Consider the following 23,813-nt stretch of genomic DNA (forward strand, 5'->3'; position numbering starts at 1 on the left):
GGGGGGTCGACGCCGACCCGGACACCGGGGCCCCGATGGACTGGGTGGCTGCGGTCCGGGCCGACAAGCCGAAGATGGTCGAGCGGATCACCGAATCCGTCCGCCAGGGCCGAGCCGTCTTCGTCGGGGCGGACAGCCTGATCGGGGAACTGCAGCAGGAAGCCGCGTGACGCGGCCGCCCGGCTGAAACCGTCAGCTCACCGCCTGCTTGATCAGCGCGCCCAGCTTCTTCTCATCGGCGGCGGTCAGCTTCGTCAGCGCGAAATGGGTCGGCCACATGGAGCCGTCGTCGAGATTGGCCGGGGCCTCGAAGCCGAAGGTCGAATAGCGGGTGCCGAACTTCGAGGCGGGCTGGAGGAAGCAGACGATCTTGCCGTCCCTGGCGTACGCCGGCATCCCGTAGTACGTCTTCGCCGTCAGCTCGGGAGCGGACGCCTTGACCAGCGCGTGCAGCCGTTCGGCGATGGCGCGCTCCGCCTCCGGGAGGCCGGCGATCTTTTCCAGCACTGCCGCCTCGCCGTCCTCCTTGGCCTTGGCCGCCTTGAGTTCCTTGGCCCGCTCCTTCATCGCCGAGCGTTCGTCGGCGCTGAACCCGTCATAGGACTCGGCGGTCTTCTTGCTGCTGGACTTCTTGGCTGCGGTCATCGGAGTTTCCTTCGGCTCGTAGGTGGAACGATCTTCATGCTAGGAGGACCTCAGCCGCCGAGACTTCTTGAAACCTGATCAATCGCCCCGTACCAAACCCCGACTTGTCAGAACTAGGGGACGCCAGGGCGTCCCCTAGTTCTGACAAGTCGGGGTGGTGGGGCAGGGTCAAGGCAGGATCGAGTCCACGTAGCCGCCGTCGACCCGGACCGCGCCGCCGGTGGTGGCCGAGGCGAGCGGTGAGGCGAGATAGACGACCAGGTTGGCGATCTCCTCGGGCTCGATCAGTCGCTGCAGCAGGGATTGCGGTCGGTGCGTGCGCATGAACTCCCGCTGCGCCTGTTCCCAGGGCAGCTCGGAGTCGACGAGCTCGTACACGAAATCCTCCACCCCGCCGGTGTGCGTCGGCCCGGCGATCACCGAGTTGACTGTGACTCCGGTGCCGGCAGCGGCCTTGGCGAAGCCGCGGGACACGGCGAGCAGCGACGTCTTGGTCATCCCGTAGTGGATCATCTCGGTCGGGATCACGACTGCGGAGTCGCTTGCGATGTTGATCATCCGGCCCCAGCCGCGATCGATCATGGTCGGCAGGTAGCCGCGGATCAGCCGGATCGCCGTGAGGACGTTGACCTCAAAGTAGCGGCGCCACTCCTCGTCGTCGATGTCCAACGCCGGCTGGGCGCCGAAGATGCCGAGATTGTTGACCAGCACGTCCGTCGTCGGCACCGACTCCAGCACGGCCCGTACGCCCTCGTCGGTGGACACGTCGCCGGCCGCGGCCACGAATCGCCCCTCCGGCACGTCGGCGGCGAGTTCTTGGATCGCCCGCTGGACGGAGTCCTCGCTGCGCCCGTTCACCGCGACGGCCGCCCCTGCCCGCGCCAATCCCGCGGCGATGGCGCGGCCGATGCCCTGGGTGGATCCGGTGACGAGCGCGGTCTTCCCGCTGAGGTCGATGCCGATCATGGCCCGACCCTATGCCTCCCAAAACCCCGAGTTGTCAGAACCAGGGGACGCTCTGGCAGCCCCTAGTTCTGACAAGTCGGGGTGGAAGGGCGACATGATGGGGCGGTGAGTGAAGAAGTCCGGCCGACACTGCGGGATGTCGCCGCCGAGTCCGACGTCACGTACTCGACGGTGTCGCGGATCCTGCGCGGGCGGACCGAGGGCTACCGGCCGGAGACTGTGCGTCGGGTCCAGGTCGCGGCGGCGGCGGTCGGTTATCGGCCCAACACGCAGGCGCGCGGGCTGCGGCTGCGGCGGCACCAGGCGATCGCGATGCTGGTGCCGGACCTGGACAACTTCGGCTTCACCGAGGTGCTGCGCGGGGTTCAGGAGACCTGCCTGCGGCACGGTTACACGGTGTTGATCGCGGAGGTACGGGCCGGGCGGGCGGATCCCGAGCCCGAGCTGCCCAACCTGGAGGGGGTGGTGGACGGGGTGCTCGCGGCGTTCGCGGTGGTCGAGGATCCGGTCGGTGAGTATCTGGAGCGACTCCGGCTGCCCACGGTCTTCGTCCAGCGCGGTGCCCCGGACGCGCCGGCGTCGGCGGTGCTGGACGAGCCGCACAACGTCGACCTGATGATCGATCACCTGGTCGGGCTGGGCCACCGGCGGATCGCGCACGTCAGCGGGTCGTTGCACAGCGACACCGGCGTCCGGCGGCACGCGGGCTTCGAGCAGTCGATGCGCCGGCACGGCCGGGTGGTCGTGCCGGAGTGGCGCCGGGACGGCGAATTCACCTTTGCCGGCGGCAAGCGTGCCGTGCTGGAGATCCTGGCCGCCGGGCAAGATCATCGACCGACGGCGATCGCGGTCGACGGCCTGGTCAGTGCCCTCGGCGTGCTCAGCGGCCTCCGCGAACGGGGCTTGCACGTCCCGGCCGACCTCAGCGTGATCACCATCGACGAGCACGTCGTCGCGGCGCAGACAACGCCGCCGCTGACCACGATCAAGGTGCCTCAACGCGCGCTCGGCCACGCCGCCGCCACGATGCTGCTCGACCTGATCTCCGGCGGCAGCGGCGAACAGATCATGATCAAGGACCGCTCCCAACTCGTCCTCCGCTCCTCCACCGCCCCACCCGCTCCCTAACCCGCCGACCCGTCACATCCGCGGCCGTTTCGGCGGCGTGTCGCAGCAGATGTGACGGGTCGACGGGGTGCGCGGCTGGTTCCTAGGGACAGGGCATCGTTCTTGAGGATTGGACGTGCCCGGACGTGATCATGATCAATGGTGAGAATGCCGATCCCGATGGCCGTGATCGCCCTGTCCGCCCCGATCCCGGTACGTGCCCACCGTGCCGCTCCGCGCGGTATCCGGGTTGGTGAAGACGACCGGGTCCGCCCTTCGTGCGGATCGAGCCGTCACCTCCGCTGCGACACGCCGTCGAAACGCCCGCGGATGTGACGGGTCGGCGGGGGTTAGAGGCGGGAGGCGAGGAGGGGGGTGACGGTGTCGAGGGCGTAGCGGATGGACAGGGGAGAGTTGAGGCTGAAGGCGAGGCGGACGGCGGAGTCGTCCAAGATCAGATAGCGGCCGTCGCGGACCGCGGGGATGGCCTGGAAGGTGCTGATCTTCATCACGTCGGCGGCGGTCTTGCCGATCGGCTGCACGATCAACAGGTCACCGTCCAGCAGGTCGAGGCGTTCGTTGGAGACCCGTACCGAGAAGCCGTCCGGCCGCTCCTTCTCGATCGCCGGATTGGGTACGAATCCCAACCGGTACAGGAACTTCGGCCGATCGGCGGCGGAGACGTAGGCACCCCAGCCCTCGGAGGTGAAGGCCGCGACGGTGATCGTCTTGTCCTTGAACTGAGGATGCGCCGCGGCGGTGTCGGCGAAGGCGCGGTCGATGTCTTGGAGCAACTGGTCGCCCTGCTCCGGTACGCCGAGCGCCGCCGCGATCATGGTCGTCTGCCGGTCGGCGCTGGTCAGGTAGTTGTCCCCACCCTCCGGTACGCCGACGGTCGGCGCGATCGCGCTCAACCGCTCGTGCCGGGCCGGGTCGCCGGAGCTCTTGACGTCCAAGATCAGATCCGGGGCCAGTTCGGCGATCTGCTCATACGACGGCTCCAGGGTGCCGATGATCACCGGCGGCGTGGTGTAGCGCCCCTTGGCCCAGGGCCCGACGCCCTCGCCGCCGAAGGCGAGCCAGTCGCTCGCGCCGACCGGCTGGACGCCCAGGGCCAGCGCGGTCTCGGCGTCGCCCCAGCCCAGGGCGACGACTCGCTGCGGCTTCGACTCGACGGTCACATCGCCGAACTTGGTCGCGATGGTGGCCGGGAAGCCGGCGGCCGCCTCGGCGTCCGGGGGAGCATCGGCCGTGCCCTGACAGGCCGCGGTCAGCAGCATGGCCAAGCCGGCGAAGATCGCGAACAGTCGGCGCACGGGATACCTTTCCGAATCGGCGAAGTCATCAGGCCTGACAACCTCGAGTTAGGCAATGCTAACTCCACACGTCGGAGGGTCGCCCCGGGATTCTCCGATCGAGACGTCACTTGTGCGCCGACACGCCGCAGAAACGCGTGCACTAGTGGCGGGTCGGGGGTGGGGTGGTGCGGCGGTAGCGGGCGGGGGTGGTGCGGGTGGCGGCCTTGAAGGCGGCGTGGAAGCGGCTGAGGGAGCCGAAGCCGGATTCCAGGGCGATCCGGGTGACGGGGGCGTCGGTGGTCACCAGCAGTCGTTGCGCCTCGGCGATCCGGCACTGCAGCAGGTAGCCGCCGATGGTGAGCCCGATCGTGCGATGGAACAGCTCCATCGCGTGCTGCGGGCTCAGATGGGCGGCCGCCGCCACGTCGGCGACCTGGATCGGCTCCCGGAACGAGCGGGACAGGAAGCCGGTCATCGCCGCGACCGGGGTGCCGGCGAACCGGGCCGGGCCGGGATGATCATGGTCGTCGCCGGCCGGGGCCAGGCGGAGAGCCAGCCGGTAGAGGGCGGCCCGGGCTTCGAGCTCGACGATCTCCGAATGGGCCGGTGAGCGGCCGATCTCCTCGGCCCAGCGCAGCATCACGGCCCGGTCGAGCTCCTCGTCCCGGACCGGACCGGGATCGGCGTCGGCCTCATGATCGGCAACGGGCCGGCCGGGCGGCCGGTGGTCATGATCATGATCATGATCTTGAGACCGAGGGCCGGCGGCGCTGACGATCTCGTTGCGGAACAGGGCCCCGAGCAGCGGGCCGGGGAGCTTCCAGGACAGGAAGGTGGTCAGCGGGATGGTCATCCAGATCAGGCTCGCGTCCGGATCGACCCCGATCAGCTGGTGCGGCGTGCTGGCCCAGAACAGCCCGAGTCGGCCGGCCGGCAGCGTTTGCACCCGGCCGCCGATCAGATAGTGCAGCGGCCCGGCCGCGGACAGGTTCAGCTCGACCTCGTCGTGGGCGTGCGCGCTCTCCATCGCCCGGGCGGAGCCGGTCCAGCAGGCGAGGCCGTACCGCTCGCGGAGCAGTGGCTGGCGCTGACTCATCCGAGAATCCAGGACTTTCTGGCGACGGACCAGGAAGACCTGGCATCGGCTCGGATCTTAGCGTGGGGTCATGAGTGCGACAACGACGCGAGAGCATCGGCTCGACGATGATCAGGTCGACTTCTACGACCGTAACGGCTACCTGATCCTGCGAAACCGGATCCCGGCCGGCCTGCTCGACGACCTGCGCCGGGCCACCGAACAGTGGATGGACCAGGGCCGGCTGCACGCCGGGCCGACGGGGCAGGAGGCGGACTTCAAGTTCGCGTCCCGGGACGGGGACGAGGTGATGTTCCGGGTCGACTACGTCCACGGCAAGGGCTCCGCGGTGTCCCTGCAGCTGCTCGGATCACCACACATCCTCGGTATCGCGGAGAGCCTGGCCGGGCCGAACTTCGTGCCCACCTACGAATCGCTGGTGTTCAAGGCCGAGGGCGACGGTGCGCCGATCGCATGGCACCAGGACGCGGTCCATCCGCGGAACCACCGGATCTTCAACATCGACATCTATCTGGACGACTCGCTCGCCGGGCAGGGCGCGCTGCGGGTGGTCCCGGGGTCGCAGCGCGGACCGGCCGACATCTGTGCCCTGACCGAGGAGTCCGACTGGGATCTCCCCGGCGCGATCGAGGTGGAGCTGCGGCCCGGCGACGTGCTGGTGCACGACACCATGATCGTCCACGGTTCGCCGGCGACCCGGGGCAACGCCTTGCGCCGCACGATCTACTACGAGTTCCGGCCGGCCGAGCAGATCCTCGCCGAGGGGCCGTGGGATGCGGCGTGGGTGGACACCCGGCTGCGTCTGTTGCCGCTCGGGCTGGCGGCCTACGCCGACCGACCCGACGCCGGCGATCTCTATCAGTGGCGGGTCGACGAGGCACTTCGGCCGGTGCCGGTGGGAGACGCCGAGGCCGAGCTCCGGGTGGTGCACACGGCGCACACGCCGGGCGCCTTCTGCAGTGCCGGCAGCGTGTGATCACCGGCTCGTGCTGATCCGCTCTTCGGTCAGTCGGGTCAGTCGGGTCAGTCGGGGCTGTCGGCCAGCCGGTCGAAGGCCTGCCGGGTGCGATCGTCGGCGGGCAGGCAGATGACCAGATATTGATCATCGACGATCGACAGATCGAGCGTCTCGTACGCGAGCCGCAGCGGCCCGGCCGTCGGATGCTGCACCGGCGCCTCACCAAAGGCGGCGCCGGTGCCGGCGATGGCCTGCAGCCGGTCGGTGAAGTCCGTGCCGCAGTCGCGGGACAGCTCCGCGATCAGGGCATTGGCCTCCGGGCTGTCACCGCTGCGCCGGAGCTGATGCAGGGTGGCGTCCGCGACCCGGCTCCAGTCCGTCATCACTCGCCGGGCCCGAGCGTCGGTGAACACGTAGCGGCTGACGTTGGGCGGGGAACCGTCCAGCAGGCCGATCGGGCCGAACAATCGTTCGCCGCCGAGGGTCCAGGCGATGATGTCGCCGACGCGGTTGATCACCAACGAGGGAGTCGGCTCGAGTCGATCGAGGACGGCTCGCACCGTCGGCCGGATCGTGCTCCCGAGTTGTGGGCGGGAGCGGGAATTGTCCGCCACGGCTCGATTCTAAGGCGCTGCCGCATGATTATGCAGCCTTGTGGCCGACTGATAACTCTGATATCAGAGGTAAACCGGTTCGGTTGCCGAATTCTGATCAAGAAACACCCGGAAACATGATCAGATCGGATCCGCGGCGGCTACGAGAGCTGGCTGAGCAGTGCCTGCAGTTGATCGTCGCTGATGGTGCTGCCGGGAAAGGCGGCGATCCGGCGGATCGGCATCGAGCCGATCATGGACACCAACGCCGGATCGTCCAGCATGGCTCCCATCGGATGGCCGTCCAACAGGTGCCGCAGCACCGCCTCGGCCTGCGGCACCGCAAGAAACTCGGCCAGGCTCGAGGTCGCGGTTAGCCGGACGCCCGGATCGTCGCCGGGCACCTCGACCATGATCATGCCGCGGAGATCGCGGCTGGAGCCGCCGACCTCGATCCGATACTGGCCGCCCTCCACCAGCCAGCGGGACAGCTGCGGCTGATAGTAGGCCAGCTCACTCCGGGGGATGATCAGCTCCACCTCGCGGGACTCGCCCGCGGCGAGGTCGACGGTGGTGAAGCCGATCAGCTGCCGCGGCGGCCGGGTGATCTGGGAGCCGGGCAGCCCGGCGTAGACCTGCACCACCTCACGGCCGGCCCGGTCGCCGCTGTTGATCACCCGGACCCGGATCCGGATCCCGTTCGGCACCGCCTCGGCCCGGGCGGCGGCGTACTCGAAGGTCGTGTACGACAGCCCGTGCCCGAACGGGAAGGCCACCGGCAGATCGCGGGCGTCGAAGTAGCGGTAGCCGACGAAGATCCCCTCGCCGTATCTGATCTTGCCGAACTCGCCGGGGAAGTCGAGGTAGGCCGGGGTGTCGGACAGCTTGACCGGGATCGTCTCGGCCAGCCGGCCGGACGGGTTCACCCGGCCGAACAGGACGTCGGCCAGCGCCCCGCCGCCGCCCTGGCCGAGCAGCCAGCCCTCGATCAGCCCGGGCACCAGGTGCTGCCAGCCGGAGACCCGGACCACACCGCCGTTGGACAGCACCACCACGACCCGCTGGTTGACCGCGAGGATCGCGTCCAGCAGCGTGGTCTGGGCCGCGGGCAGCTCGAGGTGCTGACGGTCGAATCCCTCCGACTCCTCGGCCGCCGCCAGCCCGAGGAACACCACCACGACGTCGGCGGCCGCGGCCACCGCGGTGGCCTGGGCCCGCAGCGACTCCACGTCGGACTGCTCGGCCGCGTCGAGGCGATAGCCGGGGGAGAACCGCACCCGGTCGTCGCCGGCGAAGCCGATGATCTCGTCCAACGGCAGATCCAGCCGGGTCGGATTGATCATGGAACTGCCGGCGCCCTGATAGCGCGGTGTCCGGGCCAGCTCGCCGATCACCGCGATCGACTCGTCGCTGCCGGGGTCGAGCGGCAGGATGCCGCCCTCGTTGCGCAGCAGCACCACACAGCGCCCGGCGGCCTCCCGGGCCAGGGCGTGGTGGGCGTCGCGATCGAAGGTCGGCACCGGCCGGGAGCCGGCCGTAGCCACCCGGTCCACCAGCTCCAGCACCTTGCCGGCGGCCCGGTCGACGGCGGCCTGGTCCAGCTCGCCGCGCTCGACGGCGGCGGTGATCAGGACGTCGGACCGGCCGCCGGTCGACGGCATGATCAGATCCAGCCCGGCGCCGATCGCCGCCACCGGGTCGTCGACCGCGCCCCAATCGGAGACGACCAGCCCGGTGTAACCCCATTCGTCGCGCAGCAGCTCGGTCAGCAACCACGGATCCTCGGTGGCGTAGACGCCGTTGATCTTGTTGTAGGCGGCCATCACCGTCCACGGCTGCTGCTCGGTGACGATCCGCTGGAAGGCGCGAAGATAGAGCTCCCGCAGCGGGCGGATGTCGACCTCAGAGCTGGCTCGGAAACGATCATGCTCGGCGTTGTTGGCGGCGAAATGCTTGACCGACGCGCCGACGCCCTGGCTCTGGATCCCGGCGACCAGGCCGGAGCCGAGGACGCCGGAGATCAGCGGATCCTCCGACAGATACTCGAAGTTCCGGCCGCACAGCGGTGATCGTTTGAGGTTGATGCCGGGGCCGAGCACGACGCCGACCCCCGCCGCGCGGGCCTCGAGACCGATCGCGGCACCGACCCGGCGGGCCAGCTCGGGATCCCAACTGGAGCCGAGGGCCACGGCCGGCGGAAAACAGGTGGCCGGAAGGCTGCCGCCCAGCTGCAGCGGGTCGACGTCCGGTCGGGGCCGTCGCAACCCGTGCGGACCGTCGGCGAGCACCACCGACTCCACCCCGGACCGCTCCAGATCCTGCGTGGTCCATGCGGTCGCGCCGCTGGTCAGGGCCGCCTTCTCCGCCAGCGTCAACGACGCCGGCCGATCATGATCCGCCATTGCTCCGCCTCCCTCTCCGTCCACCCGGGGCCGGACCGACCCCGATGTTGTCCGTTCCCCGATCCGGGGCCCGTTCAACCGGCCGCCGCCAAGATGATCAACAACGGGATCACCCGTTCGGCCGGGACCTCGTGCACACCGCGGGAGCCGGTCCGCAGCCAGCCGGCGGCGATCAACTGGCGCAGATGGTGATAGACCTGCCCGGTCGTCCCGAGGCCCTCGGTCCGGGACAGCTCGGCCGCGGTGGTCGCGGTGCGGCGGAGCACCAGTTGCAGGATCCGCAGCCGAACCGGGTGACCGAGCGCTGCGATCCGCGACGCCAGGTCCACCCAGTCGACATCGAGCAGCGCCACCGGGTCGTGGCCCACCTGCCAGGCGACCGGCCCGTTCGGCAGGTCGGCCAGCCCGGCGTAGATCATCGCCGAGTCACCGGCACGGCGGCGCAACTCGTCGAGCAGCCAGAACCGTTCCTGCCCGACCGACGGAGTCGCGGCGGGCGTCGCCGCGACCCCATCGTCGAGCCGCTGTTCCAACCGCTCGATCCGGGCAGCCAGTTCCGCCATGTCGTCGCGCGGCATCGCTCTCCGTTCTCCGTCCCGTCGGCTGCCCCTACCTTATTCGGGACGGGACGGCGTCACTTCAGGTAGCCGATGTTCTCCCAGGTCGTCGTACCCATGCCGAACGCGCCGTAGTTGGCCAGCGACTTCTTGGTCGCGACCAGCTCCGGCCGCTGATACAGCGGCAGCGTGCAGACGCTCTCCCACATCAGTTTGGACGCCTCGGCCGCCAACTCGATCCGCTTGGCCGGGTCGGTCTCGAACGCCGCCTCCTTGGCGATCTCGTCGACCCGCGGGATGGAAACCTTGCTGTAGTTGGAATCCGAGCCGGTGCCGAAGATCTGGCTGATCGAGCCGTACGGATACGGCGTGCCGATCCAGGAGAACGCGATGATCTCGAACTCGCCGCCGGACAGCACGCTGCCGTCCTGGAACTTCGCGATCGGGACCACCACGATCTGCACGTCGATGCCGATGTTCTTCAACTGCGACTGGGCCTGCTTGGCCTCGTTCTCCGAGACCGGGACGCCGGCCAGTTGGCTGAACTTCACGGTCAGCTTCTTGCCGTCCTTCTCCCGGATGCCGTCGCCGTCGGCGTCCTTCCAGCCGGCCGCCTCGAGGTCGGCCTTGGCCTTCTCCGGGTCGTAGTCCAGGCCGGTCTCCTGGGCGATGTCGCGGTAACCCTCCTGGTTGGCGTTGAACAGGTTGTGGTTCTTCGACTCCGCCGGCCAGTCGAGCCCGGCCAGGTCGGAGGCCGCGATCTCGGTCCGGTTCAGGCCGCGGACGATCGCCTGCCGGATCGCCTGGTCGGCCATCAGCCCGGCCTTCTGGTTGAAGGTGAAGTGCCGGTAGTCGGGTCCGCCGGCGCGCCGTACCTCGGCGTTCGGCGCGGTCTGCGCCCGCTGGTTGGCGTCCGGGTCGGGCCCGACGTCGAAGGCGTCGATCTCGTCGTTGACGAAGGCCGAGGCGGTGGCGTCGGAGGAGATCGCGCGGAAGGTGACCTCGTCCAGCATCGGCTTCTCGCCCCACCACTTCTCGTTCGGGACCTCGGTCATCACCTTCTGGGTCTTGTCATAGGACTTGATCTTGAACGGACCGGACAGCCACTCCGGCTTGGTGGAGATGTCGGCCCAGCCCTTGTTGAAGGCCGCCGGGGTGTTCATCGACTCGGCGCGATAGACCGTGCCGACCGTCTTCGCCCAGTCCGGATACGGCCCGGTGAAGCTGACGATCACCTCGTTCTGGTCGGCGCCGGCCTTGACGCTCTCCAGCAGCTCGAACCCGTCCCGGCTGGCGCAGTTGTTGCCGTTGTCCTTGTCCGGGCCGCAGGCCAGCAGGGTCGCGATCCAGTCGTCGGCGTCGATCGCCTCACCGTCGCCCCAGACCGCCTTCGGGTTCAGCTTCAACGTGACGACCGTCGGGTCCTCCTGGGTGACCTCGGCCGACTCCAGGTATTCCGGATTCGGCGTCGCCTTGCCGCTGGCGTCGTAGTCCATCGCCGAGGGGAAGATCGGGTCCCGGACGTCGGAGATGTCGGCGTTGTTGCCGTCGACGTGCTTCGGGTTCCAGTTGGTGCCGAAGTCGGAGATGGCCAGCCGGACCCGGCCGCCCTGCTGCAGAGCCGACCGGTCCTGCGGGTTGATGTTCTGGGCGTTGGCGGCGTCCTGACTCGGTCCACCGCCCGGGTCGGACGGGCCGCCCGCTCCGGGACCGCCGCAGGCCCCGACCACCAGCAACCCGGCGACCAGGGCCGCGGTGCCGGTGAGTCGGGCCAGAGAGAGCTTCCTTGTTCTCACGGTTCCTCCAATAGATCTGATCATGGTCGTTCGGATCGTGCGGGTGGGGAGTCACTGGGGGGCGCCGTCCCCCTCTCCCTCCTCCGTCGGCAGGATCGCCGACGATTCGTTGTAGTGGCAGGCCGAGCGATGATCACCGGGCAGCAGTTCCAGCACCGGATACTCGGCGTCGCAGCGGGCCCGGCGGGTCTCGTCCAGGGTGAGATAGCGCTGGCAGCGGGTCCGGAAGGTGCAGCCGGACGGGGGATTGGCCGGCGACGGAAGATCACCACGGAGCAGGATCCGCTGCCGCCGGCGCTCGACGTCCGGGTCCGGGATCGGCACCGCCGACAACAGGGCCTGGGTGTACGGATGCGCCGGCGCACCGTAGACCGAGGAGACCTCGCCGATCTCCACGATCCGGCCCAGATACATCACCGCGACCCGATCGGCGATGTGCCGGATCACCGCCAGGTCGTGCGCGACGAACAGATAGGACAGGTCGAGCCGGCTCTTCAGCTCGTCCAGCAGGTTGATCACGCCGGCCTGGATCGACACGTCGAGGGCGGACACCGGCTCGTCCAGGACCAGCAGCTTGGGTTCCAGCGCCAGCGCGCGGGCGATGCCGATCCGTTGCCGCTGGCCGCCGGAGAAGTGTTGCGGGAAGCGGTCGGCATGGGCCTGCTCCAGGCCGACCAGGTCGAGCAGTTCGTTGACCCGCGACTCGATCCGCGCCTTGGGCACGCCCTGGGCGCCGAGCGGTTCGGCGATGATGTCGAACACCGGCATGCGCGGATCGAGCGACGACATCGGGTCCTGGAACACCACCTGCAGGTCGCGGCGCAGGTGCTTGCGCCGGGCCCGGTTGAGCTCCTCGACCGGCTGGCCGAGGACCACGACGTTGCCCTCGGTCGGGGCCTTGAGGTTCAGGATTTCCAACAGGGTGGTGGTTTTGCCGCAGCCGGACTCGCCGACCAGGCCCAGGGTCTCGCCGGCCTTGATCTCCAGGTCGATCCCGTCGACGGCGTACACGGTGCCGACCCGGCGGCGGAAGATCGCGCCCTTGAGCAGCGGATAGTGCCGCTTGAACCCGGTCAGTTGCAGCACCGTGTCCCGGTCCTCCCGCCGGCTGCGTTCCAGCGTGGACGGCTCGCCGGTGCCGGTCGGGAAGATGTTCGCGTACGCCCCGCCGCGTTCCATCACCTCGGGCACGAAGTGGCAGGCGGCGACATGATCTTGGTGCTCAGTGCGTTCCAGGCCGGGCTCGGTCTCGGTGCAGAGGTCCTGCGCCATCGGGCAACGCGGTGCGAACGGGCAGCCCGGGGCCAGGCTGACCAGCGACGGCGGGTTGCCCTGGACCGTGGCCAGAGCTTCCTTGTGGGTGGCGTCCAGCCGCGGCACCGAGCCCAACAACCCGATGGTGTACGGCATCCGCGGCCGATAGAAGATCTCGTCACAGGAGCCCTGCTCGACCGGCCGGCCGGCGTACATCACGGTCACCCGGTCCGCGATCCCGGCCACGACGCCCAGGTCGTGGGTGATCATGATCAACGCGGCGCCGGTCTCGGCCTGCGCGGTCTTCAGCACCTCCAGCACCTGGGCCTGGATCGTCACGTCCAGCGCCGTGGTCGGCTCGTCGGCGATCAACAGATCGGGATCGTTCGCGATCGCCATCGCGATCATGGCCCGCTGCCGCATGCCGCCGGAGAACTCGTGCGGGAAGGCGCGGACCCGGACGTCGGGGTTGGGGATGCCGACCAGGTCGAGCAGCTCGACCGCCCGGCGCCCGGCCGCGGCCCGGCTGACCGTGGTGTGGATCCGCAGCGCCTCGATGATCTGGTCGCCGATCGAATAGACCGGGGTCAGCGCCGACAGCGGATCCTGGAAGATCATCGAGATCTTGTCGCCGCGCAGCCTGGACAGGTGCGCGTCGCTTCGGCCGAGCAGTTCCTGGCCGTGCAGCCGGACCGAGCCGGAGATCCGGGTGTGCTCCGGGTGCAGGCCCATGATCGCCATCGAGCTGGCCGACTTGCCGGAGCCGGACTCGCCGACGATGGCCAACGTCTCGCCGGCGTTGAGCTCGAAGCTCAGCCCGCGCACCGCCCGCACCGGTCCGGCCTCGCTGGGGAACGTCACCTCGAGATCGCGGACCGACAGCACCGTGCCGACCGCCGGATCGGCCTGCAGCGCGCTCATCACGACTCCCTCCGGTTCGGGCGATGTGGAGGCTTGGGTGTTCGTTCCCTGAGCTTGTCGAAGGGCCAAGGAGATCGGGCCTGCCCTTCGACAGGCTCAGGGAACGACGTCCGCAGCCCTTCGACAGGCTCAGGGAACGAACCGGCGGCGATCATGCTCGGCCGCCGGAGGTGGAGTTGGGGTCGAGGGCGTCGCGCAGGCCGTCGCCGATGGCGTTGATGCTCATCACCATCACCACCAGGATCACGGCCGGGAAGGCGAAGATCCACGGGAAGGTGGTGGCCATCCGCTGGCCCTGGCCGATCAGGGTGCCGAGCGAGGTGTCCGGCGGCTGCACCCCGAAGCCGAAGAAGGAGAGGCCGGTCTCGGCCAGGATCGCCGACCCGACCCCGAGGGTGGCGTTGATGATCAGCAGCGAGGAGATGTTGGGGATGATGTGCCGGATGATCACCCGCGGCGCGGGCAGGCCGGCGAATTTGGCGGCAAGCACGTACTCCCGTTCCTTGACCGTGAGACACAGGCTGCGGACGACGCGGGCGTCGAGGATCCAGGCGAAGGCGGCGAGCAGCACGACCAGCAGCAGCCAGGCCTGCGGGCCCTGCGGACCGCCGCGGGTGATGATCGCGATGATCAGGAACGACGGGATCACCAGCAACAGGTCGATCACCCACAGCGCGCCGCGCTCGAACCAGCCGCCGAAGTAGGCGGCGAAGGAGCCGACCGTGGCCGCGACCGCGGTCGAGATCAACGCCACCAGCAGGCCGATCATGATCGACTTCTGCAGGCCGCGCATGGTCAGTGCGAAGACGTCGTTGCCGCTCTGGGTGGTGCCGAACCAGTGGTTCGAGCTCGGCGCCTTCAGGAAGCTCAGCCGGTCGACGTCGGTGTAGTCCCAGTAGTAGAGGTGCGGGCCGATCACCGCGAAGCCGACGATGATCAGATAGACCAGCACACCGACCATCGCGGTCCGGTTGCGCAGGAACCGGCGCAGGATCAGCTGACCGCGGGTCATCCGGCGACCGGTCCGGACCGGCACCGGCTCGATGATGTCGTCGCTGACCGGCTCGATGATCGACTTCGGCGTCAGTTCCGACATGGCGGCCTCAGCCGACCCGGACGCGCGGGTCGAGGGCGGCGACCAGGATGTCGGAGAGCATGGCGCCGGTGAGCACGCAGATGCCGCTGAACGCGACCACGGCGACCGTGCCGTGCACGTCGTTGCCGAGGATCGTCTGCACCGCGTAGATCCCCATCCCGTTGAAGGTGAAGATCAACTCGAGGAACGCCGCGCCGGTGAACAGGGTCGCGACGTTGAACGCGAAGAAGGTCGCGGTCGGGATCATCGCGGTGCGCAGCGCATGGCGCATGATCGCCTTCTGCTTCGGCAGTCCCTTGGCCCGGGCGGTGCGGACGAAGTCGGCGCTGAGGGCGTCCAGCATCAGGTTGCGCTGGATCCGGCTGAACGAGGCCACGCTGAAGATGATCAAGGTCAACGACGGCAGCAGCAGATGCTGGGCCCGGTCGGCCAGCCAGGCCAGGGGATAGTCGCCGTGGTCGCCGGTCTCGCCGACGAACTCGAACACCCGCAGGCCGGTGGTCTGGTTGAACGCCGTGGCCAGGACGGACAGCACGGTCGCCACCACCAGGGTCGGCATCGAGAGGAAGAACAGCGAGGTCGCGGTCGCGGCGCGGTCGGCGGCCTTGTACTGCCGGGTCGCGGTCCAGGCGCCGAGCGCGATGCCGCCGACCATACCGACCAGCGAACCGATCGTGATCAGCCGCAGGCTGACCCACATCCGACGGCCGATCTCCTCGTTGACGAACCCGCCACGCGGCCCCGCCGCCATGCCCCAGTCGCCCTGCAGCACGCTGGTGAACCAGGTCCACCAGCGCTGGATCAGCGGGATCCGATCGCTCAGGTTCTTGGCCCGCAGCTCGTTCTCGATCGCGGTCGGATCGATCGGCGGATTGACCACCTCGTACAGGGCCCGGGGGTTGAGCGCGGTCGCGGCCAGGAAGTAGGACAGCGTGACCGCGATGAAGAGCAGGATGACGTAGTTCAACAGTCGGCGGAGCAGATATCTCCCCACAGACCGTCTCCTCCCCAGCGAGGTCCCCGACAGAACTGGGGTTGACTGTAACGGCCGCGCGAGGATTTGTGGAGGTTCCACCGGGAAGTTCAATAATCTTGAAACATTTGCACGCGGGTACGCCAAAGGGCCGGTGGTCAACGCCACCGGCCCTTCGGTTACTGCGAGATCAGTCGGTCAGAATCACTTCTGCCAGCCGATGTCCTGCGGCTTCTGGACCCCGAAGATGTCTGCGCCGTAGTTGGCGAGACCCTTCTTGGTCGCGATGATGGTCGGCCCGTTCAGCAGCGGCATGATGCCCCAGGTCTGGGCGAAGATCTCGGACTCCAGCTTGTTGCCCGCCTCGATCTGCGCCGTCGGGTCACCGATCTTGGCCACGTCGGCGATCTTCGTGTTGAGCTCCTCGGAGCCCGTGCCGGACGCGTTCAGCGAGCTCGGCAGGCAGTACACCTGGCAGAAGTACGCGAAACCGTACGGATCGGACGAGGCGAAGCCCATCGCGAACATCCCGAACTGCTTGCCGGTGAACACCTTGGAGAAGTCGCTCGACGGGTGCTGCTCGAGCTTCAGGTCGACGCCGATCTCCTTCATCATGGCGTTCAGCGCGTTGGCCCGGGCCTTGATGTTCTCGTCGTCACCCAGCAGCGGGTAGACGATGGTCAGCTTCTTGCCGTCCTTCTCCCGGATGCCGTCGGCGCCGGGCACCCAGCCGGCCTGATCGAGCAACTGCCCGGCGGCCGCCTTGTCGTACTTGTAGCCGGCCGCGCTCAGGTTGTCCTGATAGCCCTTCTGGAAGCCGTACAGGTTGAACGAGCCGCCCGGCTCCTCGGTGTAGTCGAGGCCCTGGAACGCGATGTCGGCGATGATCTTGCGATCGATGCCTTCGAAGATCGCCTTCCGGACGTTCAGGTCGCCCAGCAGCGGATCCTTGCTGTTCAGCACGACCAGCGACTGCGACGGGGTGGCGCTGCGCCGGATGTCGATGTCGGCCATGCCCTGGACCTGAGCCAGCTTGTCCTTGGTGCCGACCGCGGTCGCGTCGACCTGGCCGTTCTTGAACGCGTTGATCGCGGCCGAATCCTCGAGCGCCTTGAACACGCGGCTGTCCAGCTTGCCCGGATCGCCCCACCACTTGTCGTTCCGCTTGAAGCTGATGGTGCCGTTCTGCTGGTCGAACTTGTCGACCGTGTACGGACCGGCGCCGAGCTCCGCGTGCGGGTTGTTCACGTACCCCTTGTTGTAGAGGTCGAGGTCGACCGCCTTGGGGTGGATCAGCTGGTTGAACAGGCCGTCGACCCAGGCGTAGATGCCGTCGAAGGTGACCACGGCCTGCTTGTCGTCGGCGCCCTTGGTGACGGACTTGATCCGGGAGTAGCCGTCGGTCGAGCTGACCAGGTACTTCTCGTCCTTGCCGCTGCTCGTCTTCCAGGCCGCCTCGAAGGACTTCCAGTCGATCGGCGTGCCGTCGTTGTAGGTCGCCTTCGGGTTGATCGTGTAGGTGACGACGGTGTTGCCGTCCTTCTCCTCCTTCTTCACATCCGTCAGGTAGTCCGGATTCGCGGACCACGTGCCGTCCGGCGTGAAGAGCGCGAGCACCGGGTTGTACCAGCGCCAGAGATCAAGGGTGTAACGCGTGCCGTCGGCCTGCCATGTGTTGAACTGCGGCGAGATCTCCGTCGTGGGGGTGGTCAGCGTGCCCCCGTCCTTGACGTTGTCCCGCGGCTGCTCATTGAACTGCGCCTCGGTGGCGAGCTGGCTCGCGCCTACGGTCGGCTGGTTCGAGGGTGTGCCCCCGCCACCGCAAGCCGCTAGTGAAAGTGCGACCGCCGCGATGGCGGCGACCGCTGCCTTTCTTCCGATTCCCATGGTGATGGTCCTTCCTGTACGCGCAGGCGCGCGGACAAACTTCGCATGATCGGTCGCTGATCCGGCAGATCCAACCCCCTGGACATGCCGTCGAACAGAATAGGACCGGGTTTGTCGGCGGCTGGAGCGACGCGTCGAATCGTCACCCATCCGAGACTCCCCCGAACCCATCCGTCACTTTCTTCCCCCTACCGGTAGTGGCAGGCATTGGTGTGCTTGCCCTCCACGCCGGTCAACTCAGGTGTCTCCGACACACAGCGCAACTGCTGCTGCTCCGGCAACGTCACCCGCAGCTGGCACCGGGTGGCGAACCGGCAGCCGGGGGAGTCGTCGATCGGACTGGGCAGGTCACCGCTGAGCAGGATCCGCTCCCGGGTCCGTTCCTTCACCGGATCCGGGACCGGGATCGCCGACAACAGCGCCTGCGTGTACGGATGCTGCGGATTGTCGAACACCGCGTCGATGTCGCCGTACTCGACGAACTTGCCGAGGTACATCACGCCCACCCGGTCGGCGATGTGGCGGACCACCGACAGGTCGTGCGCGACGAAGAGATAGGACAGGCCGAGCTTGACCTTCAGCTCGTCCAGCAGGTTGATCACGCCGGCCTGGATCGACACGTCGAGGGCCGAGACCGGCTCGTCCAGCACCACGACCTTGGGATTGGTGGCCAGCGCCCGGGCGATCCCGATCCGCTGCCGCTGACCACCCGAGAAGGCCGCCGGGAACCGGTCGCTGTGCGTCGGGTCCAGCCCGACCAGCTCCATCAGCTCCCCGACCCGCTCGTTGACGTCCTTGCCGGAGTAGTTCAGCGCCTTCATCGGCTCGGCGATGATGTCGAAGACGGTGAACCGCGGATCGAGCGCGCCCATCGGGTCCTGGAACACGATCTGCAGGTCCCGGCGCAGCTTGCGGGTGTCATGGGCCGAGAGTCCGGCCACGCTGGTCCCGCCGACCCGGAGGTCGCCGTCGGGCTGCTCGGCGAGATTCATGATCTCCAGCAGCGTGGTCGTCTTGCCGCACCCGGATTCGCCGACGATGGCCATCGTCTCGCCCTCGCGGATGTCGAAGCTGATCCCGTTGACCGCGTACACGTTGCCGATCCGGCGCTTCAGCAGGGCGCCCTTGAGCAACGGGAAGGTCTTGGTCAGGTTGTCCACGGCCAGCATCGACGGCCGCTCGTCCCGCGGGGTGGCCGTCAGTTCGTTCTCGGGCAGCTCCGGGACCCCGAAGATCGGCTTGCCGTCGATCATGCCCTCACGGATCTCGGCCGACCGGATGCAGGCGGCGCGGTGCCGGCCCCACTCGCCGAGCGGCGCCTCGGAGTCGACCAGGCCGAGCGGCGGCACCTCGCCCAGCTCGGGCTCCGCGTCGCGGCAGGCGTCGATCACGGCCGGGCAGCGGGGCGCGAACGGGCAGCCCGGCGGCAGGTTGATCAACAACGGCGGGTTGCCCTTGACCGGGACCAGCGGCGTCTTCTGCTTCTCGTCCACCCGCGGGATCGCGGCCAGCAGCCCGATCGAGTACGGCATCCGGGTTTCGTAGAACAGCTCGTTGACGGGGGCCTGCTCGACCGGCTTGCCCGCATACATGACGATCACGTCGTCGGCGTTGCCGGCGATCACCCCGAGGTCGTGGGTGATCATGATCACCGCGGCGCCGGTCTCTTCCTGCGCCACCTCGAGCACGTCCAGGATCTGGGCCTGGATGGTGACGTCGAGCGCGGTGGTCGGCTCGTCGGCGATGATCAGGTTCGGATCATTGGCCATGGCGATCGCGATCACCACGCGCTGCCGCATGCCGCCGGAGAACTCGTGTGGGAAGGATCGCACCCGGGACTGCGGATTGGGGATGCCGACCAGCTTGAGCAGATCGACCGCGCGATCCCAGGCGTCCTTCTTGGACACCTGGTTGTGGGTCGTGATCGCCTCCACCAGCTGGTGCCCGACGGAATAGACCGGGGTCAGCGAGGACAGCGGATCCTGGAAGATCATCGACATCTCTTTGCCGCGGATCTTCGACATCTGGTTGTCGTTCAGGCTGAGCAGCTCACGCCCGTTGAGCTTGACCGAGCCGCCCGGCCGGGCCGAGTCGGCCAGCAGGCCCATGATCGCGAGCGAGGTGACCGACTTGCCCGAGCCGGACTCGCCCACGATGCCCAGGGTCTGACCGCGTCGCAGGTCGAACGAGACGCCGCGGACGGCGTCGACCCGGCCGGCCTCGGACGGGAAGCTGACCTTGAGATCGCGGACCGCGAGCAGCGGCGCGTTCGGATCGTGGCGGCCCGAGCCGGTCCCGCCGTCGGTGATGATGCCGGTCGACGGAGTCGTCATGCGTGGCCTCCCGCGGCTGAGGTCGGGTCGAAGGCGTCGCGGAGGCCGTCGGCCACCAGCGCCATGGACACGGTGAGCAGGGTCAGGGCCGCGGCCGGGAAGTAGAACAGCCACGGCGCGCTGGAGATCGTGTTGGCGCCGGATCCGATCAGGGCGCCGAGCGAGACGTCCGGCGCCTTGATGCCGAAGCCGAGGAACGAGAGGCTCGTCTCGGTCAGCACGGCCCCGACCACCCCGAGGGTGAACTGGATGATCAGCAGCGAGCCGATGTTGGGGATGATGTGCCGGATCACGATCCAGAAGCCGCGGACGCCCATGAAGCGGGCCGCTGAGACGTACTCCCGCTCCCGCAACGACAGGGCCAGGGTCCAGATCACCCGGGCCTGGAAGAACCAGCCGGTGAGCACCAGGATGCCCGAGACCACGAGCCAGTTGCCGCCGGAGCTGTTGGAGATCATCGCGATCAGCAGGAAGGTCGGCACCACCATCAGGAAGTGGATCACCAGCAGCGCGCCGCGCTCGTACAGCCCGCCGAAGTAGGCCGCCGAGGCGCCGACGACGGCCGAGATGACGGTCGTCCCGACCGCGACGATCAGGGCGATCAGCAGCGATCGCTGCAGGCCGTGCACGGTCTGGGCGTACAGATCGTTGCCGCCGGCGTTGGTGCCGAACCAGTGCTCGGCGTCCGGCTCGGCGGTGAGGGCGGTGAAGTCGGGCGCCAGGTAGTCGTGCTGGGCCAGGAACCCGCCGAAGATCGAGAACAGGATGATCACGATCAAGATCACGATGCCGCCGACCGCCGGCTTGTTGCGCAGGAACCGGCGGAGGTAGAGCATCCGCCGGGACAGCCGGCGCCGCGGCTGAGCCCCCTGGAGCAGCTCGGCGGTCGGATCATGATCGGGATCGCCCGACTGACCCGGAACGTTCATCACTTCGGTCGACATGATCAGCTCACCCGCACTCTCGGATCCAGGACCACGATGGTCAGGTCGGACAGGATGGCCCCGATCGCCGTCATCAGGGCACCGAAGGCGGCCGTGGCCACCACCCCGTGCACGTCGTTGGTGGCGATCGTCTTGATGAAGTAGCGGCCCATGCCTTCCCAGGCGAAGATCGTCTCGGTCAGGATGGCACCGGTGAAGAGGGCCGGGATCGAGAACGCGACCTGGGTCGCGACCGGGATCAGCGAGGTGCGCAGCGCGTGCCGGCGGACCGCCTGGGCCTTGGTCAGCCCCTTGGCCCGCGCCGTCCGGACGTAGTCGGCGCTGATGTTGTCCAGCAGCAGGGACCGTTGCAGGAAGTGGGTGCCGGCATAGGTGGTCAGCACCAGCACGATGGTCGGCAGGATCAGGTGCTGGGCCTTGTCGACGATGATCGGGCCGATGCCGGAGACGCCGTCGTTCTGGGCGCCGACCACGTAGAAGATCGTTCGGCCGACCGACTGGTTGAACTGGATCGCCAGCAGCACCACGCCGAGCGCGGCGACGACCACCGGGATGTTCAGGGTGATGATCGAGAGGCCCTGACCGACCCGGTCGGCCAGCTTGTACTGCCGGGAGGCGGTGTAGACGCCCAAGGCGATGCCCAGGGCGGTCGCGATGATCACGCCGGTGAAGACCAGCTGGGCGCTGATCCAGACCCGGAACTCGATCTGCTGGTTGACCGATTCACCGACCGGGCTCATGCCCCAGTCCCACCGGGTGACGATGCCGGTGATCCAGCCCCACCACCGCTCGACGACGTTGATCTTGTCGTTGAGGTTGTACTGGTTCAGCAGCCCGTCGACCGTGTGCTCCGGCACCGGTGGCTGCCGGCCCACGTAGTTGGATCGTGGATGCAGATAGAAGTTGGCCAGGAAATAGGTGATGTTCGTGGCGACGATGATCATCAGCAGCCAGCCCGCAAGACGCCTAACCAGATATCTGATCACCGATGAAGTCCTCCATGCTGTGCCGGTCCGGCGAACGGATTCACGTGCCAGGACCTTAGTGGGTCGCGGGCCCGGAACGCGACGGGTCGGCGCCCGGCACCGGACGACAATTTCCGGGCAGGCGTCGACGACTCGATCACGTTCAGCAAGGGTGTCCTCCCCAGGGCACCGGGAGCGTCGGCGGTCACCGCAGCTCCCACTTGCGAGACTCTAAACCCGATGCGCCGATTTCGCCGCATCTCCCCCGCGTTGTCACCTTCTCGCAACAGGACTTGTGCCCGGGACGCAGGTTGAACGTTATCGGGCCGTTATCAGGAGCGTCCTAGATCCAGCCGCGGATCCACATCCGCGCCTGCCACTGCTGATAGGTCAGCACGGCGTCGGTGAGGATCGGGTAGATGAAGGCGAAGTTGGCGCCGACCAGGGCGACGAACGCGCCGATCGCGATCGCCGCCAGCGCCCGGCGGTCCAGCGGGAGCTGACCGGCCGAGAGCACGTCGAACCGGGCCCGGGCCGGCTCACCGCGGGCGTGCGCCGGTCGTCCCCGGGCGGCCCGGGCCGGCCTCGGCGCGGCGACCGCCGGATCGGGCTCGCGCAGGTCGGAGCCGTCCCCGAGTAATCGGCCCAAAACCAGCGCCACCGCCATCACCGAGAACGGGATGATCGTGATCGCGTAGAACAGGAACTGCGGCCGGTCCGTGTACTGGAACCAGGGCAGCCAGTTGCTGAGCACCCCGACGACGGGGATGCCGAAGCGCCAGTCCCGGCCGCCGATCCAGAGGATCAGGGCGGCGACCAGGGCGATCACCGCGGCCCACCACAACGCCGGCGTGCCCAGCCCGGTGATCACCCGGTAACACTTCTCGGCGCCGACCGGGCAGCCGTCGCTGCCGCCCGGGATGTCCAGCACGGCGTCGATGCCGATCACCCGGGACAGGATCAGCCAGCCCGACGGTTTCGCGTCGTAGGGATGGGTCGCGTCGGCGATGCCGTCGCCGGTGTGGAAGTTCAGCATCGCCTGGTTGTACGCGAGCAGGGAGGCCAACGGGTCGCCGAGTAGCCGGACGGACAGCGAATCGGGGTGTTTCTGACCCCAGTCCCGCAGGTAGCCCTTGCTGCCGGCCAGCCAGCTGGCCCAGGTCGCCACGTAGATGATCACGCTCAGCACGACCAGGGAGACGAAGGCCGGGACGCCGTCCCGGATGATCGCCCAGCTGGATCGCACCCCGGCGCCGGCGACCCGGCGGGCGCCGACATCCCAGGCCAGCGACAACAGGGCGAACGCGGCCAGCGGATAGAGCGCGTTCCACTTGGTGCCGATCGCCAGCCCGAAGCAGATGCCGGCCGCGATCCGCCACGGCCTGATCCACAGGGCCGGGCCGAACTGTCCGTTCAGATCGGCCAGGCCGCGACCGACCAGATGGTCGGCCAGTCGGTTGCGGAACCAGTCCCGGTCGGCGACCAGGCAGGCGATCGCGGCCATGATGAAGACCGCCAGAAAGATGTCCAGCAAGGCGATCCGGGACATCACGAACGCCAGCCCGTCGAACGCGAGCAGCAGCCCGGCCAGCCCGCCGATCAAGGTCGACCGGGAGATCCGGCGGACCAGCCGAATGGTGATCAAGATCAACAGGCTGCCGAAGACGAGCGAGGCGAACCGCCAGCCGAACGCGTTCATCCCGAAGAGCCACTCGCCGGAGGCGATCAGCCACTTGCCGACCTGCGGGTGCACGATGAACGCCGAACAGTCCTTCGTGCAGGCGTCCATGCCCTGGATCACGGAGTGCAGGTTGCCGGCGGCGATCGAGTCGTTCGCCGAATCCGGCCAGTTGCGCTCGTACCCCCAGCGGAGCAGCGAGTATGCGTCCTTGGCGTAGTAGGTCTCGTCGAAAACGATCTTGTTCGGGTAGCCGAGATTGACCACCCGGATGACGAACGCGATCACCGTGATGATCACCGTCATCGCCCAGCCGAAGGCCCGGTCGGTGGGCATGCCGACCC

18 protein-coding genes are annotated in these 23,813 nt (G+C 68.3%); 2 read left to right on the top strand and 16 right to left on the bottom strand.

Annotated features, from left to right (window positions below; translation table 11 throughout):
- Positions 1–192 precede the first annotated feature (192 nt).
- Both FNH24_RS00005 and FNH24_RS00010 read right to left on the bottom strand, forming a co-directional pair.
- A complete protein-coding gene (locus FNH24_RS00005) occupies positions 193–645 on the bottom strand; it encodes an iron chaperone (protein WP_152360090.1) in 453 nt (150 codons plus the stop codon).
- A gap of 168 nt (positions 646–813) precedes the next feature.
- Positions 814–1,611 carry an SDR family NAD(P)-dependent oxidoreductase gene (locus FNH24_RS00010; protein WP_217427967.1) on the bottom strand — a complete coding sequence of 266 codons (798 nt, stop codon included), beginning with the start codon at positions 1,609–1,611 and terminating at the stop codon, positions 814–816.
- A gap of 105 nt (positions 1,612–1,716) precedes the next feature.
- Between FNH24_RS00010 and FNH24_RS00015 the strand changes: the two genes are divergently transcribed.
- Complete coding sequence (locus FNH24_RS00015) at positions 1,717–2,739, top strand: LacI family DNA-binding transcriptional regulator (RefSeq protein WP_161605935.1); 1,023 nt, start codon at positions 1,717–1,719, stop codon at positions 2,737–2,739.
- Positions 2,740–3,068: 329 nt separating this feature from the next.
- Here FNH24_RS00015 and FNH24_RS00020 read toward each other — a convergent pair whose 3' ends face one another.
- Positions 3,069–4,034, bottom strand: coding sequence for an iron-siderophore ABC transporter substrate-binding protein (locus FNH24_RS00020; protein ID WP_246186676.1), 966 nt, complete (start codon positions 4,032–4,034; stop codon positions 3,069–3,071).
- A gap of 142 nt (positions 4,035–4,176) precedes the next feature.
- Positions 4,177–5,112 carry a helix-turn-helix domain-containing protein gene (locus tag FNH24_RS00025; RefSeq protein WP_152360092.1) on the bottom strand — a complete coding sequence of 312 codons (936 nt, stop codon included), beginning with the start codon at positions 5,110–5,112 and terminating at the stop codon, positions 4,177–4,179.
- A 70-nt stretch (positions 5,113–5,182) separates the two neighbouring features.
- Between FNH24_RS00025 and FNH24_RS00030 the strand changes: the two genes are divergently transcribed.
- On the top strand, positions 5,183–6,088 hold the full coding sequence (locus FNH24_RS00030; protein ID WP_152360093.1) for a phytanoyl-CoA dioxygenase family protein: 906 nt from the start codon (positions 5,183–5,185) through the stop codon (positions 6,086–6,088).
- A 47-nt stretch (positions 6,089–6,135) separates the two neighbouring features.
- Here the strand turns inward: FNH24_RS00030 and FNH24_RS00035 are convergent, their stop codons facing one another.
- The 12 genes from FNH24_RS00035 to FNH24_RS00090 form a co-directional block, all read right to left on the bottom strand.
- The gene (locus tag FNH24_RS00035) at positions 6,136–6,684 is read right to left on the bottom strand and encodes an MmyB family transcriptional regulator (RefSeq protein WP_152360094.1); all 549 of its coding nucleotides are present in this window, start codon (positions 6,682–6,684) and stop codon (positions 6,136–6,138) included.
- Positions 6,685–6,824: 140 nt separating this feature from the next.
- Entirely contained in the window at positions 6,825–9,065 is a 2,241-nt protein-coding gene (locus FNH24_RS00040) for a beta-glucosidase family protein (RefSeq protein WP_152360095.1), read from the bottom strand.
- 74 nt (positions 9,066–9,139) lie between these two features.
- A complete protein-coding gene (locus tag FNH24_RS00045) occupies positions 9,140–9,643 on the bottom strand; it encodes a winged helix-turn-helix domain-containing protein (RefSeq protein ID WP_217427968.1) in 504 nt (167 codons plus the stop codon).
- A gap of 56 nt (positions 9,644–9,699) precedes the next feature.
- Entirely contained in the window at positions 9,700–11,418 is a 1,719-nt protein-coding gene (locus FNH24_RS00050; protein WP_161605936.1) for an ABC transporter family substrate-binding protein, read from the bottom strand.
- Between the two features lie 51 nt (positions 11,419–11,469).
- Entirely contained in the window at positions 11,470–13,593 is a 2,124-nt protein-coding gene (locus FNH24_RS00055) for an ABC transporter ATP-binding protein (protein WP_152360097.1), read from the bottom strand.
- Between the two features lie 151 nt (positions 13,594–13,744).
- Entirely contained in the window at positions 13,745–14,689 is a 945-nt protein-coding gene (locus FNH24_RS00060) for an ABC transporter permease (protein ID WP_152360098.1), read from the bottom strand.
- Positions 14,690–14,696: 7 nt separating this feature from the next.
- Entirely contained in the window at positions 14,697–15,683 is a 987-nt protein-coding gene (locus tag FNH24_RS00065) for an ABC transporter permease (RefSeq protein WP_152360099.1), read from the bottom strand.
- Between the two features lie 183 nt (positions 15,684–15,866).
- Complete coding sequence (locus FNH24_RS00070) at positions 15,867–17,549, bottom strand: ABC transporter family substrate-binding protein (RefSeq protein WP_152360100.1); 1,683 nt, start codon at positions 17,547–17,549, stop codon at positions 15,867–15,869.
- Positions 17,550–17,737: 188 nt separating this feature from the next.
- Positions 17,738–19,882, bottom strand: coding sequence for a dipeptide ABC transporter ATP-binding protein (locus tag FNH24_RS00075; RefSeq protein WP_152360101.1), 2,145 nt, complete (start codon positions 19,880–19,882; stop codon positions 17,738–17,740).
- On the bottom strand, positions 19,879–20,826 hold the full coding sequence (locus tag FNH24_RS00080) for an ABC transporter permease (protein WP_152360102.1): 948 nt from the start codon (positions 20,824–20,826) through the stop codon (positions 19,879–19,881). Before FNH24_RS00080 ends, FNH24_RS00075 begins: the two co-directional genes overlap by 4 nt.
- A 2-nt stretch (positions 20,827–20,828) precedes the next feature.
- Positions 20,829–21,812 (bottom strand): ABC transporter permease, encoded by a 984-nt coding sequence (locus tag FNH24_RS00085; RefSeq protein ID WP_152360103.1) that lies wholly within the window; start codon positions 21,810–21,812, stop codon positions 20,829–20,831.
- 322 nt (positions 21,813–22,134) lie between these two features.
- Positions 22,135–23,805, bottom strand: coding sequence for a dolichyl-phosphate-mannose--protein mannosyltransferase (locus tag FNH24_RS00090; RefSeq protein WP_425486871.1), 1,671 nt, complete (start codon positions 23,803–23,805; stop codon positions 22,135–22,137).
- Between the last annotated feature and the right edge of the window lie 8 nt (positions 23,806–23,813).

This window comes from Microlunatus speluncae (assembly GCF_009299835.1).
Taxonomy (GTDB): domain Bacteria; phylum Actinomycetota; class Actinomycetes; order Propionibacteriales; family Propionibacteriaceae; genus Microlunatus; species Microlunatus speluncae.